Origin of the sequence: Kribbella sp. CA-245084 (assembly GCF_050942355.1) — a bacterium.
Taxonomy (GTDB): Bacteria; Actinomycetota; Actinomycetes; order Propionibacteriales; family Kribbellaceae; genus Kribbella.
On record NZ_CP192053.1, the window covers coordinates 2,524,297 to 2,539,362 of the forward strand.

The 15,066-nt window shown below is 67.4% G+C and carries 15 protein-coding genes; 8 read left to right on the forward strand and 7 right to left on the reverse strand.

Annotated features, from left to right (window positions below):
* The first annotated feature begins 67 nt into the window (after nucleotides 1–67).
* Nucleotides 68–3,868: a dynamin family protein gene (locus tag ACQPYH_RS12250; RefSeq protein ID WP_432890184.1), complete on the forward strand. Its 3,801-nt coding sequence runs from the start codon at nucleotides 68–70 to the stop codon at nucleotides 3,866–3,868.
* Nucleotides 3,865–5,544 (forward strand): GTPase, encoded by a 1,680-nt coding sequence (locus tag ACQPYH_RS12255; RefSeq protein WP_432890186.1) that lies wholly within the window; start codon nucleotides 3,865–3,867, stop codon nucleotides 5,542–5,544. Before ACQPYH_RS12250 ends, ACQPYH_RS12255 begins: the two co-directional genes overlap by 4 nt.
* A gap of 77 nt (nucleotides 5,545–5,621) precedes the next feature.
* Here the strand turns inward: ACQPYH_RS12255 and ACQPYH_RS12260 are convergent, their stop codons facing one another.
* The gene (locus ACQPYH_RS12260) at nucleotides 5,622–6,239 is read right to left on the reverse strand and encodes an SRPBCC family protein (RefSeq protein ID WP_432890189.1); all 618 of its coding nucleotides are present in this window, start codon (nucleotides 6,237–6,239) and stop codon (nucleotides 5,622–5,624) included.
* A gap of 81 nt (nucleotides 6,240–6,320) precedes the next feature.
* The gene (locus ACQPYH_RS12265; protein WP_432890192.1) at nucleotides 6,321–6,803 is read right to left on the reverse strand and encodes a single-stranded DNA-binding protein; all 483 of its coding nucleotides are present in this window, start codon (nucleotides 6,801–6,803) and stop codon (nucleotides 6,321–6,323) included.
* A gap of 109 nt (nucleotides 6,804–6,912) precedes the next feature.
* Between ACQPYH_RS12265 and ettA the strand changes: the two genes are divergently transcribed.
* Nucleotides 6,913–8,595: an energy-dependent translational throttle protein EttA gene (ettA, locus tag ACQPYH_RS12270; RefSeq protein WP_432890195.1), complete on the forward strand. Its 1,683-nt coding sequence runs from the start codon at nucleotides 6,913–6,915 to the stop codon at nucleotides 8,593–8,595.
* Between the two features lie 78 nt (nucleotides 8,596–8,673).
* Here ettA and ACQPYH_RS12275 read toward each other — a convergent pair whose 3' ends face one another.
* Nucleotides 8,674–9,021 carry an SHOCT domain-containing protein gene (locus ACQPYH_RS12275; RefSeq protein ID WP_432890198.1) on the reverse strand — a complete coding sequence of 116 codons (348 nt, stop codon included), beginning with the start codon at nucleotides 9,019–9,021 and terminating at the stop codon, nucleotides 8,674–8,676.
* 13 nt (nucleotides 9,022–9,034) lie between these two features.
* The gene (locus tag ACQPYH_RS12280; protein ID WP_432890201.1) at nucleotides 9,035–9,463 is read right to left on the reverse strand and encodes a DUF6325 family protein; all 429 of its coding nucleotides are present in this window, start codon (nucleotides 9,461–9,463) and stop codon (nucleotides 9,035–9,037) included.
* A gap of 139 nt (nucleotides 9,464–9,602) precedes the next feature.
* Here ACQPYH_RS12280 and ACQPYH_RS12285 point away from each other — a divergent pair, with 139 nt between their 5' ends.
* Genes ACQPYH_RS12285 through ACQPYH_RS12295 form a run of 3 tightly spaced genes read left to right on the forward strand, consistent with a single transcriptional unit; the run spans nucleotide 9,603 to nucleotide 11,043 of the window.
* A complete protein-coding gene (locus ACQPYH_RS12285) occupies nucleotides 9,603–9,959 on the forward strand; it encodes an ArsR/SmtB family transcription factor (protein ID WP_432890204.1) in 357 nt (118 codons plus the stop codon).
* On the forward strand, nucleotides 9,956–10,429 hold the full coding sequence (locus ACQPYH_RS12290; protein ID WP_432890207.1) for an SRPBCC domain-containing protein: 474 nt from the start codon (nucleotides 9,956–9,958) through the stop codon (nucleotides 10,427–10,429). Before ACQPYH_RS12285 ends, ACQPYH_RS12290 begins: the two co-directional genes overlap by 4 nt.
* Nucleotides 10,426–11,043, forward strand: coding sequence for a dihydrofolate reductase family protein (locus tag ACQPYH_RS12295; RefSeq protein WP_432890210.1), 618 nt, complete (start codon nucleotides 10,426–10,428; stop codon nucleotides 11,041–11,043). Before ACQPYH_RS12290 ends, ACQPYH_RS12295 begins: the two co-directional genes overlap by 4 nt.
* On the opposite strand, the gene ACQPYH_RS12300 is transcribed toward ACQPYH_RS12295, so the two are convergent.
* Together ACQPYH_RS12300 and ACQPYH_RS12305 are read right to left on the reverse strand one after the other, a co-directional pair.
* A complete protein-coding gene (locus ACQPYH_RS12300; RefSeq protein WP_432890212.1) occupies nucleotides 11,027–11,893 on the reverse strand; it encodes an aminoglycoside phosphotransferase family protein in 867 nt (288 codons plus the stop codon). The genes ACQPYH_RS12295 and ACQPYH_RS12300 overlap by 17 nt on opposite strands.
* A 41-nt stretch (nucleotides 11,894–11,934) precedes the next feature.
* Entirely contained in the window at nucleotides 11,935–12,375 is a 441-nt protein-coding gene (locus tag ACQPYH_RS12305; protein WP_432890214.1) for a MarR family winged helix-turn-helix transcriptional regulator, read from the reverse strand.
* An 83-nt stretch (nucleotides 12,376–12,458) separates the two neighbouring features.
* On the opposite strand from ACQPYH_RS12305, the gene ACQPYH_RS12310 reads away from it, so the two are divergent.
* Nucleotides 12,459–13,838, forward strand: a complete 1,380-nt coding sequence (locus ACQPYH_RS12310) for an FAD-dependent oxidoreductase (protein ID WP_432890216.1) — start codon at nucleotides 12,459–12,461, stop codon at nucleotides 13,836–13,838.
* 11 nt (nucleotides 13,839–13,849) lie between these two features.
* On the opposite strand, the gene ACQPYH_RS12315 is transcribed toward ACQPYH_RS12310, so the two are convergent.
* Nucleotides 13,850–14,308: a MarR family winged helix-turn-helix transcriptional regulator gene (locus ACQPYH_RS12315; RefSeq protein WP_432894386.1), complete on the reverse strand. Its 459-nt coding sequence runs from the start codon at nucleotides 14,306–14,308 to the stop codon at nucleotides 13,850–13,852.
* A gap of 143 nt (nucleotides 14,309–14,451) precedes the next feature.
* Here ACQPYH_RS12315 and ACQPYH_RS12320 point away from each other — a divergent pair, with 143 nt between their 5' ends.
* The gene (locus ACQPYH_RS12320; RefSeq protein WP_432890218.1) at nucleotides 14,452–15,021 is read left to right on the forward strand and encodes a YceI family protein; all 570 of its coding nucleotides are present in this window, start codon (nucleotides 14,452–14,454) and stop codon (nucleotides 15,019–15,021) included.
* Nucleotides 15,022–15,066: the final 45 nt, after the last annotated feature.

Sequence of the window (15,066 nt, forward strand, 5' to 3'; positions counted from 1 at the left end):
ACGGGACTGACGATGACTTTGCTTCTGCGCTGTCCGACCGGGCACTCTGTGCTCGTGGACGGACGACGTGGCTGACACCAGGTCAGCAGCTGGTGAAGGTTCGGAACCGCGGGTTCCGAGCCAGGATCAGCCTGCCCAGGAGCTGGCGAATCTCATCGCCCAGTCCACCCCCAAACCCCGAGGCTTCTGGCGCCGCCGCCGCAAAAAGTCGGCCCCCGACCAGGAACCCACCGCCACGCCGGTCCCGCCCGAGGCTCAATCCTCCGACGAACCGTCCACCGGCGCTCACGACGGCGTGGCGACCGACGGTGCAGTCACGTCTGACTCCAAAGACAAGCTGACTCAGGACGGCGCAGCCACGCCGGGCCAGCCGACAGCAGCTCCGGAGTCGACCGAGCCCACCGCGAGCACCTCCGAGTCCGCACAAGCCGCAGAGGCCGCAGAAGCAGGCGCCGAGAGCCCCACAACAGACTCCGAGCACCCCGGTACGACGACTGACGCGCCGTCCGAGGCCAACCACCCGTCGCCAACCGCAGAAGCCACCCCAACCGCCACCTCGCCGACCGACCCATCCACCTCGACCGACCAGACGTCGACCGAGCACACCGGCGTACCGACGGCAGAGGCCACCCCCAAGCCCGCGGAAGCCTCCACGCAGGCGACGGACGACGCCGCGCAGGCCGGTGCAGGCACGGCGCAGGCCGGTACAGGGACCGCGCAGGCCGGTGGAGGGACCGCGCACGCCGGTGGAGGGACCGCGCAGGCTGGCGAAGACGCCGCGCAGGCTGGCGGAGGCACTGGACAGGCTGGCGGGGGCACCGCTGAGGGCGGTGAGGGGACGGGGCGGGTAGGCGAGTTGAGCGCGCAGGCTGGTCACGGCAACGCGGTACAAGGCTCTGGCGGCGCGGCAGCACCGCGGGTGGGTGTCGTGTACGAGCCGGACGAGTCGCCTGACGGCTTTCCCCTCGAGTACGGCAACATCATCATCGGCCTCCCCAAACAGCCGGAGAACGGCACTCAGGACGCCCAGGACGGCTCCGACGAGCAGCAGCCCAACGCGAGCGACGCCGAGGACACGGACGCCGCAGCCGACGAGACCGCCGAGCAGGCCACTCGCGAAGCTGCGGACGAGTCGACCGAGACCGCGCAGGAGTCGACGGATGACGCAGCCGACGAGGCGGCTGAAGGTGTGGCGTCCGAGGTAACTGATGACGCGGCCGACTCGGCTGCCGGATCGGCAGTCGCAGACGCGACGGAGCACGCGGGCGCGGGAACGGCTGACGAGGCCGCCGACGCGGCTGGTGAGTCGGACGGTGGCGCGGTAGATGGTGCCGCGGACGAGGCTGCCGAGGAAGCTGGGTCGAGTTCGGCCGAGAACGCTGACGAGGTGGCAAGCGACGGCGCAGCCGAGACGGAGAACGACGGTGCGCGCGATGCGGGGAACGACGTCGTGGGCGAGGGCGGTGCCGAGCCTGGTGCTGCGGAGGACGCTGGTGCTGGGGCGGCTGCGGGCAGTGCGGCGGACGACGGCTCGGATGAACCGGCCGGCGAGGCCGCGGAGTCGGCGGCTGAGGGTGCGGCTGGTGCGGCTGGGCGGCACGCTGCCGACGGATCGGCTGACGTTGCGGCAGTTGATGGGACTGAGCCGGCGGCCGGTGATCCAGCAGCTGATGCTGATGGCACGGCCGCTGACGGCGCAGATGAGTCGGCTGGTGCTGCGGCTGCTCCGGCTGGTGCTGCGGACGGCGCGGACGAGGCAGCTGATGAGGCGGGTGACGACGCGGGGGCTGAGGCCGCAGACGACGTCGCGGCGGATGGTGCGTCGGATGAGGTAGCTGGGGAAGCCGCGGATGGTGTTGCCGAGGCGGCCGCAGATGGTGGCGGAGATGCCGCGTCGGACGCTGCGGACGAGTCTGCAGGTGACGTCGCGGGCGAGGCTGCGGAGGATGACGGCGCTGGGTCCGTAGACGGTGCCGCTGAGTCCGCGGATGAGGCTGCGGATGGGGCCGCCGACGGCGCGGTTGCTGGCGATGGTGGTGATGACTCGGATGAGGATGGGGCCGAGGGAGACGCCGCCGATGGGGACGGGGAAGAGGAGCTGACTGCGGCGCAGTTAAGGGAGCGGTTGGCGGCTGAGCAGGCTGCTATGGCTTTGATTACTGCGTTGATGAAGTTGCGGGGAGTGCTGGCGGGTAGTCGGTTGCCGCTGGAGGTTGTGGGGGCTGACGAGGCTCGGCAGCAGCAGAAGGGGATGCTGGATCAGCTGGATGACTACCTGTTGCCGCGGTTGGTGCAGCTTGAGGCACCGGTTCTGGCTGTGGTTGGTGGGTCGACCGGGGCTGGGAAGTCGACGCTGGTCAATACGGTGATCGGCAAGGTAGTGAGTGAGCCGGGTGTGTTGCGGCCTACTACCCGGTCGCCGGTGTTGATTCATCACCCGGCGGATGCGGACTGGTTCGTGGGTGACCGGGTGCTGCCGGGGATGGCACGGACGAGTTCGGACGAGCCGGGTGGCATGGAGGATGCTGGGCAGCTGCGGTTGGTTGCCGCTGACACCGTTCCGCGTGGGCTCGCGATCCTGGACGCGCCGGACATCGACTCCGTCGTCGAGGCGAACCGTGATCTCGCGACGCAGTTGCTCGGAGCCGCAGACCTCTGGCTGTTCGTCACCACGGCGGCGCGGTACTCCGACGCTGTCCCGTGGGAGTTCCTGCAGACCGCATCGGATCGCAGTACTGCGGTCGCGGTTGTACTCGACCGGGCTCCGAGCGAGACGATCGACGACATCACCGGGCACCTCGCGCAGATGCTGCTCGAGCGCGGACTCGGCGATTCGCCGCTGTTCTCCATCCAGGAGACTGTTGTCGATGGCAACGGAATGCTGCCGCAGGCAACGGTTGCCTCGATCAAGGACTGGCTCGTCGACCTCGCCGCCGATGCCGAGGCGCGCGCGGGCGTAGTTCGCCGCACCTTGCAAGGTGCGGTCAGCGCGATGGTGAAGACGACTGCACCGTTCGCCGAGGCTGTGAAGGCGCAGGCGGACACCGCGATCGAGCTGCGGTCGTCGGTGGAGTCGGCGTACGACCAGGCTGTGAAGGACATCGCCAAGGCGTGCCAGGACGGAACGCTGATGCGCGGCGAGGTGCTTGCTCGCTGGCAGGAGTTTGTCGGCACTGGTGAACTGCTGAAGGGCCTGCAGTCCAACGCGGGCCGGCTGCGCGATCGGCTGAAGACTTCGCTCGGCAACAAGCCGGCGGAAACGCGTGACGTCAGCGACGCGATCCAGTCCGGATTGGAGTCGCTGCTGCGCGAGCACGCGACGGCCGCGGCGGAACGTGCGGAGAAGGCGTGGCAGGCAACCGCCCCCGGTCGCCAACTGCTGGCTGTCGGTGACGCGGCGCTCGCCGAGGAAGACCCTGAGAGCTCGCTCGGCGCGTTGTCGCCGGCGTTCCCGGATACTGCGGCTCGTGCGGTCCGGGAGTGGCAGGCGTTCGTCCTCGACGTGATCCGTAAGGAAGGCGGCGCCAAGAAGTCGACGGCACGCATCCTGGAGTACGGCGTTAATGGGCTGGGCCTTTCGCTGATGGTGGTGGTTTTCGCCCGCGAGACCGGGATCCCGAAGGGCGCTGAGGCGAGCGTCGGTGCGGGCAGCGCGGTGGTCGGGCAGCGGCTGCTGGAAGCAGTTTTCGGCGACAAGGCAGTTCAGGGCATGGTGGACAAGGCACGCGAGGACCTTGACGGTAAGGTTCATGCACTGATGGATGCCGAATTCGCCCGCTATCTGGCTGTCCTTGACCAGCATCCGGTCGACGCCGAGACGGCCAGGCAACTGACGGAGGCCGCGCGCGCGGTGGAGGACTGCACGTGACGGAAACAGTGGATACGGTCGAGACCCCGGTCCGGGGCGAAACCGATGTCCTGAAGAAGATCGATGCCATCGACGTGGCCGCGAAGGCCGGCGACGGTCGGCTCGACCCGGTGGTGCTCACCGAGGCGACGCAGATCGTCGACCGGGCCGGACAACGCCTGCGCATGTCCGGCGACCTCACTGTCGTCGCGCTGGCCGGCGCGACCGGCTCCGGTAAGTCGTCGCTGTTCAACGCGCTGACCGGGCTCGACCTGGCCGCGATCGGAACGCGTCGGCCCACGAGCTCGATGCCGCTTGCCTGTGTCTGGGGTGACGAGCCGGCCGGTGAGGTGCTGAGCTGGCTCGGGATCCCGCGCCGCCACCAGGTGCAGCACCGGAGCTCGCTCGAGGAAGCGCACTCCGAGGACCTGGACGGACTGGTCCTGCTGGACCTTCCTGACCACGACTCGACCGAAGTCGAGCACCGCCTGATCGTCGACCGGCTCGTGGAGCTGGTCGACATGCTCGTGTGGGTGGTGGATCCGCAGAAGTACGCCGATGCGGCACTGCACAACCGGTACATCAAACCGTTCGCCTCGCATTCCGGGGTGATGGTGTTCGCGCTGAACCACATCGACAAGTTGACGCCGGACCAGCGGAAGAGCTGCCTCGAAGACCTGGAACGGCTGCTCAAGTCGGACGGTCTCAAGTCGCCGACGGTCGTCGCGACCTCGGCCGTCAGTGGCGACGGTCTCGAAGAGGTGCGCGGCCTGCTGGTCAAGCGGGTCAGCAACAAGCGCTCCGCACGCGAGCGCCTCTCCGCCGACGTCGACCGGGTCGCGGACCGCATGGCGAGCCAGTGCGGCAACGCGAAGACACCGGAGATCGCCGACGCGGACGTGACCGAACTGGTCGACGCGTTGTCGGACGCGAGCGGGCTGTCGGTCGTTGCCGACGCAGTACGCCGCTCCTACCTCCAGCGTGCTCGCGCTGCGACGGGGTGGCCGTTGACCAAGTGGGTCGAGCGGTTCCGTCCGGATCCGTTGCGGCGGCTGCACGGCGACCAGGTGTCGCGCGAGCAGGGCAAGGCGTTGCGCAAGTCGGCATCGAGCGAGGTCGCGATCGCGCGCTCTTCGTTGCCTGCGGCAACACCCGTGCAGCGAGCCCGGATGGATGCCGCCGTCCGCACGATCACGAACAAGGCCGCGGAAGGACTGTCGCGTCCGTGGGCCGATTCGGTGCGTACGGCGATCCGGCGGCGCGAGGAGTCGCTCGGCGACGAGCTCGACCAGGCGGTCGCGCGGACGGACCTTGGCGTCGCCAACAATCCGGGCTGGTGGAGCTTCGCGCGGATCGTGCAGTGGCTGCTGTTCCTGGTCACGCTCGGCGGCGCCGCGTGGCTGATCGCCTTGCTGGTGGCGCGAATCGCCGATCTGAACGACCCGCCGCTGCCGGAATGGAACGGCATCCCGTACGCATGGGTCATGCTGGTCGGTGGTGCCGTCCTGGGTCTGGCGCTCTCCTTCGTCTGCCGGGTGTTCGCGACCAACGGTGCGCTGCGTCGCTCCCGTCAGGTGGCGAAGGCGCTGCGGACCGAACTCGAGAAGGTTGCTGACAGCCACGTAGTTGCGCCGGCTCGCGACGAGCTCACGGCGTACACGACCTGCCGCGACAGCCTCGCCACTGCGCGCGGCTAGGCGTCCACTCGTCGGGAAGTCGAGCTGCCGCTGGGGCACGCGCAAGAGTTGACGCGCGCCCCGGCGGACAGCACAGGTCAGAGCTCGGCGTCGGGGGCGTACTGGGACATCGAGATCTTGGCCGCGGAGGTCAAGTCTTCCTCCGTCGTCGTCCCGGAGGCGCGGATGGCTTCGATCCACGCTCGGACCGACTGCTCGTTGTAGCTGATCACCTCGGCGGAGTTGGCCATCGCCGTCGGGTCGGCGTCCGCCGGAAGCTCGCCGGTGACGTAGAGCGCGAGGCCGAGCAAACCGCCGTCCCAGCCCGGGCCGACCCAGAGCGCGCCCGCGCCGCCAGGCGCCGGAGCCTCGCTCATCGAGTGCTCGAGCTCCAGCTCGGTGGAGGCGTCCGCTCCGGGGAGTAGACGCAACTCGAGGAGACTGTTGGGACCACCAAAGGTCACCTTGAACCGCTTGGGCGGCTCGCATTCCAGGATCTCGCCGCCGGCGTTGCCCTCCAGCTGGAAGGTGCCGCCGACCTGGAGATCGCCGGAGACGGGCATGAACCAGCGCTTCATCCGGTCGGGATCCGTGAGGGCGTCCCACACCTCCGCCGGGTCGGCCTGGTACGAGCGGCGCATCAGCACCGTCACGGTCTCGCCGGTCCGGCTGACGTCGCGCTGGACCGCGTTGATGTGCTCGAGGATGTCGATCACAGGTGATTCCCTCTCCTGCTCGGCTGCTGGGATGGACCTCAGAATGCCGGGCAGCGCTTATATAAGTCAAGGGTGAGATAGTCATGCCGCCTCCGCTTCGGCCGGTTCGGTGCTCGTCGAGAGCGGGAGTGGCGTGACGGAGTACTCGTCGGCGGGAAAAGGAGAGGTGGTCACGTCGGGAACGGCATGCTCACCTCGCGGGGCGGACTTGGAGAACGTCGCCGTGCCTCGGTTGAGGTCATGGCCGATCGAGAAGGCTTCCAGGACGAGGCGGCTGCGCTGCTCGCCTTTGTCGTCGGTCCACTCGTGGGTGCGGAGCTTGCCGCTGACGATGACCGGCTGGCCGACGCGCGTCGAATCGAACGTGTTCTGGGCGAGGTAGCGCCAGCACTCCACCTGCAGCCACGAGGTGGTCTTCTCGACGAACCTGCCGAGGATCTTGTCGAACTGCCTCGGGGTGGAGGCGAGGCGGAACGAGAGGTGGGGGACCTGGCCGATCTCCTTGAAGTCGGGTTCGCTGCCGATCCGGCCGACTACGGTCAGATGGATTTCGTTGACGCTCATCGGGTTCTGCCTTCCGTGCGGATGTCCTGTCGACGGAGAAGATGCACTCGTCGAGCCTCGTTTGGACGCCCGAATTCGTGGCTGTGGAGAAAGCACATAGGCTCTACGTATGGCGGAATTCATCTACACGCTTCGCAACGTCCGGAAGGCGCACGGCGACAAGGTCGTTCTCGACAACGTCACCTTGAACTTCCTCACCGCCGCGAAGATCGGCGTGGTCGGGCCCAACGGCACCGGTAAGTCCTCGCTGTTCAAGATCATGGCGGGGCTCGACCAGCCCTCCAACGGCGAGGCGCGGCTGGCGGAAGGGGCGACGGTCGGGATCCTGCTGCAGGAGCCGCCGTTGACCGAGGGCAAGACCGTGCTGGAGAACGTGCAGGAAGGGGTCGGCGACACCAAGCAGAAGCTCGACCGCTTCAACGAGATCTCCGCCGAGCTGGCCGACCCGGACGCCGACTACGACACGCTGCTCGCCGAGATGGGCGACCTGCAGACCGAGCTCGACCACCGCAACGCCTGGGACATCGACGCCCAGCTGGAGCAGGCGATGGACGCGCTGCGGTGCCCGCCGCCGGACGCGATCGTCGACAAGCTCTCCGGTGGTGAGCGTCGCCGGGTCGCGCTGTGCAAGCTCCTGCTGCAGCAGCCCGATCTCCTGCTGCTCGACGAGCCCACCAACCACCTTGACGCCGAGTCGGTGCAGTGGCTGGAGCAGCACCTGCAGAAGTACCCGGGCGCCGTCATGGCGATCACCCACGACCGGTACTTCCTGGACAACGTCGCCGAGTGGATCCTCGAGCTCGACCGCGGCCGGACGTACGGCTACGAGGGCAACTACTCGAAGTACCTGGAGACCAAGAAGGCGCGTCTGGTCGTCGAGGGGCAGAAGGACGCCAAGCGGCAGAAGATCCTGGAGCGCGAGCTCGAGTGGGTCCGGTCGAACGCGAAGGGCCGGCAGTCCAAGAGCAAGGCACGCCTTCAGCGGTACGAGGAGCTGGCGGCCGAGGCCGAGCGTTCCAAGAAGCTGGACATCGACGAGATCAACATCCCGCCGGGTCCGCGGCTGGGCAGCACGGTGCTCGAGGTCAGCAAGCTGGAGAAGGGGTTCGGCGACCGCACGCTGATCGACGGCCTGAGTTTCTCCCTGCCTCGGGCCGGCATCGTCGGCGTCGTCGGTCCGAACGGCGTCGGCAAGTCGACGCTGTTCCGGATGATCATCGGCGAGGAGCAGCCGGACAAGGGCGGCCTGAAGCTCGGTGAGACGGTCAAGATCTCGTACGTCGACCAGTCGCGCGGCAACCTGGACCCGAAGAAGACGGTCTGGCAGATGGTGTCCGACGAGCTCGACTTCATCAAGGTCGCGAACTTCGAGATGCCGAGCCGGGCGTATGTCGCGTCATTCGGGTTCAAGGGCCCGGACCAGCAGAAGCCCACCGGCGTACTGTCCGGGGGTGAGCGGAACCGGCTGAACCTGGCGCTGACGCTGAAGATGGGCGGCAACCTGCTGCTCCTCGACGAGCCGACCAACGACCTGGACGTCGAGACCCTGCAATCGCTCGAGGATGCGCTGCTGGAGTTCCCGGGCTGTGCGGTGGTCGTGTCCCACGACCGGTGGTTCCTGGACCGCGTGGCGACCCACATCCTCGCCTGGGAAGGCACCGACGAGGACCCGGCCAAGTGGTTCTGGTTCGAGGGCAACTTCGCGTCGTACGAGGCGAACAAGGTCGAGCGGCTCGGCCCGGAGGCGGCCCGTCCGCACCGCGTCACCCACCGCAAGCTCACCCGCGACTGACCCGACGGCTGATCGGCAACCCTGGCAACTCGGCATCACCCCAGACGGGTGAGGCCGAGTTGCGGGGCCGGCCGCGGATCAGGATCCCAAGACTCGGGCCTTCTGGGTGGCGAACTCTTCCTCGGTGAGGATTCCCTGATCCTTCAGCGCCGCGAGCTCCTTCAGTTGCGTCACCACATCGGAGACTGACGACGCGGCGACAGGCTGGGCCGGAGGTTGCTGTGCAGGTGTCGCCTGCTGCTGGCGGTACGCCGCCGCGTCGGCCTCCTGCTGCGCCCGTGCCTGCTGCTGTCGCGAGACACTTCCGGAGACAGCACTCGCCGTACCGGCGACGACCGCCGTACGAGCCATCGTGCCGATCAGGCCTGGCCGGCCGACTCTCCCGCCTCGACGTCGCAACATCGCCTCGTCCTTTCCGTCCGTCACCGCGGACAAACTGTCAGTCGGCCTCGATGCCGGCCAGGGCTTTCTCTACGATCTGCTGCGGGATCCGCTCGCCGGTCGTGATCCGGCCGCCGGCGTCCTGGATCGTCTGCGCGAGCCGCGCCGCCCATCGGTCCTCCCAGACGATCAGCGCTGCTGAGCTGTCCGGCGCGACGACCTCGGCGGCCATCCGCAGATCCTCGTCGCTCAGTACGCCGCCGGCCTCGCCTTCGACGTCGGCGAAGCCGAACTCCAGGACGTCGTCCAGCCCGTCGTACTCGAACAGCGTCACCGTCTCTTCGGCGTCCTTCTTGATGAAGACGACGTCGAGGATGCGGACCACCCCGTTGTCGACCAGTTCGGCCAGGACCGGCACGATCTCGCCCTTGAAGCGGTTCCCGGGAAACTCGATCACCACGTACTCGACAGGCCCGACGTCGGCCATGTTGCCTCCCTCAGCGGACGACCTCCACGGCGGCACTCTAGGCCCGGCCACGGGACCGTCACCTCACCTCAACGGGGTGAGGGGCCAACCAACAGTTAGCCCTTGCGCTAAGTATCAGCGCAAGGCAATACTTAGCCTCATGGCACAGTATTCGGGTGAGGTCGATGGTGTGTTCGTCGCGCTCGCTGATCCGACCCGGCGCAGTGTGATCTGGCGGCTCGGGCGCGGGCCGACCAGTGTGGGCGAGCTCGCGGCCGACTTCCCGATCACCTTGCCGTCGTTCATGAAGCATGTCCGGACGCTCGAGTCGAACGGGCTGATCCGCACGGTCAAGGTCGGCCGGGTGCGGACCTGCGTACTGAATCGCGAGCGGCTGGCGCTCGTCGACGACTGGCTCGCCGAGCAGCGCCGGATCTGGACGGACCGCACCGATCGGCTGGAACGCCTCGTCACGGAATCCCCGCTCGTCACGGAATCCCAGGAGGAAGAGTCATGATTGATCCCGAGCTTGATCTGACCGTCGAGCGCGTGATCCGAGCGCCGCGGGCGACCGTCTGGAACGCCTGGACCGATCCGGCGAAGTTCGCGCAGTGGTGGGTGCCGGCGCCGGCGGTGTGCCGGGTGGAGCGGCTCGAGGTGCGTCCTGGCGGGGCGATGGTGACGCAGCTGAGCGAAGACGGGACGCAGTTCGTGCCGCATCTCGATGCGAGCTTCTTGGTGGTCGAGGAGATCGAGCGGCTGGTGTTCACCAATGCGATCGACAGCAGTTGGCGTCCTGCCAGCCCGGAGCCGTTTCTGATGACGGCCGAGGTGATGCTCGCGGAGCATCCGGAGGGCACGGACTACCGGATCATCGTGCGGCACGGGACGTCTGCGGCTCGGGCGCGGCATGAGGAGCTGGGGTTCGCGGACGGTTGGGAGACCGTCACGAAGCAGCTCGCTGCGGTCGCGGAGGGCGCGCGATGAAGCTGGTGCTGACGGAGTTCGTGACGCTGGATGGAGTCAGCCAAGGGCCGGGGTCTCCGAGTGAAGACACGAGCGACGGGTTCACCCGTGGTGGGTGGCTGGTGCCGTTCATCGACGAGACGTTCGTACGCCGTACCTCGGAATGGCTCGATCTTGCTGATGGGTTGTTGCTGGGACGGCGGACGTACGACGCGTTTGCGCGCGACTGGCCGCGGATCACTGACCCCGACGATCCGTTCACGGAACGGATGAACTCGCTGCCGAAGTACGTCGTGAGTCGGACGATCAGCGAAGGCGATTGGCAGCCGACCACCGTCCTACAGCTCGAAGGCGTGGAAGAGCTGAAGGCGCGAGAGGGTCGCGAGCTGCAGATCCATGGCAGTGCTCGGTTGGGGAGTGCACTGGTGCGGGCCGGGCTGGTGGATGTGGTGCGATTGGTGGTTGCGCCAACGGTTATCGGAGCCGGCAGGCGGCTGTTCGAGCAGTCAGGTGAGACCGCGGGGCTGAAGCTCACGAAGCACGAGGCAACGCCGAGTGGTCTGATGCTGCTGGAGTACGAGACTGCTGGCGTTGCTGCGGTGGGGGAGTACGAAGGCGTCAGCGCGTTTGTGTGACGTAGTCGTCCAGGACGGCCTGCACCACAGCGAGGTCTGAAGTGATCAAAGCTTTCCAGAGTGCCCAGCCGCGGGCTCGGGCCCACATGCCGGAGTCCTGATCAACGGCCTCGCGGAAGGCGTCGCGCGATGAGTCGGAGAAGAACGTGTACGCGATCACCAGGTCGCAGGCCGGATCGCCGACGCCCGACGTACCGAAGTCGATGACGGCCGTCAGCCGGCCCTCCTGCACCAACAGGTTTCCGTGCGCGATATCGCCGTGGAACCACACTGGTGGCCGGTCCCACGTCGCCGCCAGGGCGGTGTCCCACACCTCGCCCGCGAGGTCCGCATCGATGCGGTCCTTCAGTACGGCGAGGGCCTCGACCGTCTCCTCGTGGTAGTGCTGCAGCGGCGCACCGCGATAGAAGCTGTGCTCGCCGGCGAGCGGTCCGCCCGTGGCGTCGACGCTCTGGAGTGCCTGGATGAAGTCCGCGATCGACTCTGCGAAAGCGATCAGGTCGGTCACGGTTTCGGTCGATGCGGTCCGGCCGTCGATCCAGCGCCGGACCGCCCACGGATGCGGATATCCCTCGCCCGGCGCGCCCTTGGCAATGGCCGTTGGGATCTCGACCGGCAGATACGGCGCGAGCACCGGCAACCACTGGTGCTCCTTGTCCACGGCCGGCACGTAGGAAGCGGCCGTCGGCAGGCGGGCGGTCAGATCGGCGCCCAGCCGGTACGTCCGGTTGTCCCAGCCGTCGACCTTCACCGGGGTGACCGGAAGGTCGGCCCACTGCGGGAACTGGTGCGCGATCAGTCGCCGGACCAGCTCTGCGTCGATGCCGGCCCGGCCGTCAATGTCTGTCACACCGAGAAGGCTTCCGGAGTCGTCCGGCAGGCTCAAACGCTTTAGCCGCCGGCTTCAGCGATCGAGTCGGCGAGGAACGCGGAGATGGTCCGGAGCTCCTCGACACTCCGTGATGCGAGTACGCCGTGCATCCGCTCGCCCTGGTCGGCGTACAGCGGGACGAGCTTCTCCCGGATCGCCTCGAACGACGGCGTGACGACTACCTTGCGGCGATCGCCGGGATCTGGCCGGCGGGTGACGAAGCCGTGGGACTCGAGCCGGTCGATGACACCGGTGACCGTGCCGGAGGTCAGACCGGTGCGCTCGGCGAGCTGCCGCGGCGTCAGGGGGCCGTACGTCTGCAGCAACGTCATGAACTGCGAGTCGCTCGCGCCGAGTCCGACCTTGGCCGACACGGCGTGGTTGTACAGCACCGCTTCGGCGATGAATCGGATCATCCGCTGCTGGATCTCGCCGGTGAGCTCTTCACGAGTACTGGTCATGGTCCGCCTCAGCATAGGGCTTGCATTTCTCTCGGATCTCCAAGATACTCGGTTTACCGAGATACTTGAAGAAGCGAGGGAAAATGAAGGTATTGGTGATCGGCGGCGGGACCGGCGGCCTGGCTCTGGCGCACGGCCTGAAGCGAGCCGGCATCGGCGTGACCGTGTTCGAGCGGGACGCTGTCCGGACCGACGGCCTGCACGGCTACCGAGTCGGGATCGACCCGGATGGCAGCCGCGCGCTGCATGCGCTGCTGCCCAAGGAGCTGTACGACACGTTCGTGGCCACGAAGGCGCGCGATCCGAAGTACTTCAACATGCTCACCGAGGACCTCAAGGAGGTCCTGTCGATGGAGATCCCGGCGTCGACGGATCCGGTCGAGAGCGAGAAGTCGATCAGCCGGATGACGCTGCGGCAGGTGCTGCTGACCGGGCTGGACGATGTCGTCGAGTTCGGCAAGGAGTTCACCCGGTTCGAGCAGCACAGAGGCCAGCAGGGTGACCAGGTCACGGCGTACTTCGCTGACGGTACGAGCGCCACCGGCGACCTGCTCGTTGCCGCGGACGGATCAGGATCGCGCGTACGACGTCAGTACCTGCCGCAGGCGAAGACCGAGGAGACCGGGATCCTCGCGATCGCGGGCAAGCTGCCGATCACCGAGGAGAGCGCGAAGCTGGTCTCGCCGAAGGTCTTCGAGGGCATCTCGATCGTGACCGCGCCGCGCGGATTCGCCTGCATCCTGCACGTGATGGAGTTCCAGTGGGACCGGGACGGTCACGTGAAGAGCGGCATCGGCGGTAACACCGAGGAGCTCATCCGCCGCTGGCCGGGTCTGCAGTTCGACAACACGCGTGACTACATCAACTGGGGCCTGTCCGCGACCAGGGACAAGCTGCCGGCGAACATCATGGAGATGAGCGGCGAGGAGCTCGTCAAGGTCGCCCTCAACCTCACCCCGGGCTGGCACCCGAACCTGCGCCGGCTGTTCGAGCTGACCGATCCGGGCACGTGCTTCCCGGTGAACATCTGGACCTCGGTCCCGCTCGATCCGTGGAAGACCACGAACGTCACGTTGCTGGGTGATGCGATTCACACGATGACGCCGGGTCGCGGCGTCGGCGCGAACACCGCGCTCCGCGACGCCGTGAACCTCTGCCGCGCGCTGATCGACGTACGCGATGGCCGTCGGGAGCTGATCCCGGCCGTCAACGAGTACGAGGCGAAGATGATCGAGTACGGCTTCGATGCCGTGATCAAGTCGCGGGCGCAGATGACGTCGGCCGACCCGGTGCACAAGCCGGTCGTCGGGCGCGTCGCGCTGGCCGGCATGCGTACGGCGATGCGTACCGTCAACCACCTGCCGCCCGTCAAGCGGCGGATGCGCGACTCGATGATGGCCTACCGCGGCGCCGACCGGGACGAGCTGACCTTGGAGATCACACCCGGCCCGGCGGGCCAATAATCAGACGCTGTTCAGCGCTGTCCGACGTGCTCCGAGACGGCGTCGAACACGCGGCCGACGGCAGCGAAGTCGTCGGAGCTGGCGAGGTCGACCAGGTTCTCCCGGACGCCCTCGACGTGGTACGGCGCGGCCTGCTCCAGCAGCGAGAATCCAGCCTCGGTCAGCTCGGCCCAGACGCCGCGCTTGTCGCTGGTGCACGACGTACGGCGGACCAGGTCGGCGGCCTCCAGGCGACCGACCGTGTGGGTCAGGCGCGACCGGCTCTGGTGCAGCCGGTCAGCCAGATCCGCCATCCGGAGCCGCCGGTCAGGCGACTCGGAGAGCCGGACCAGGATCTCGTAGTCGTTGATGCCGATGCCGAACCGGCGCAGGTCCTCGTCCAGCTTGGCCATCAGGCGTGCGGTGCCCAGCAGGTACGCACGCCACGCCACCTGCTGCTCGGGGCTGAGCCACCGAGTCCCAGTCTCCATCGTCGTCACGGGAACAGTGTACCGGGAATGTAGTTGACTTTTAAACCGTTACTGCCTACTGTCGTAGTCATCGGTTGAAGTTTTAACTATAGACCCGGCTGCGTCGCCCCCGACCAGTACGTACACCTTCCCGAGAGGACCCCATGAGCGACACCACCACCGGCACTGTGACCAGCACCATCCCCGGCCTGGTCGCCGGTACGTACGCCCTCGACACCGCGCACACCGAGATCGGCTTCACCGTTCGGCACCTGATGACCAAGGTCCGCGGCACCTTCCAGGAGTTCAGCGGCGAGATCACCGTCAAGGACACCATCGAGGAGTCCGGCGTGAGCGTCTCCATCGAGCTCGGTTCCGTGCACACCCGGAACGAGCAGCGCGACGGGCACCTGAAGTCCGGCGACTTCTTCGACGCCGAGAACAGCCCGAAGATGACCTTCGTCAGCACCGCGATCAAGCCCGAGGGCGACGACTACGTCCTCGCCGGCGAGCTGACCATCAAGAACGTGACCAAGCCGGTCGAGCTCGGCGTCGAGTTCCTCGGCGTCGACCAGAACGCCTACGGCCAGACCATCATCGGCTTCGAGGCCTCGACCTCGATCAGCCGCAAGGAGTGGGGCATCGACTTCAACGTCCCGCTCGAGGGTGGCAAGCTCCTGATCGGCGACAAGGTGGAGATCCACCTCGACGTCCAGGCTGCGCTGCAGGCCTGATCTGCTGACGCAAAAGACCCCGCACCAAGTGGTGCGGGGTCTTTG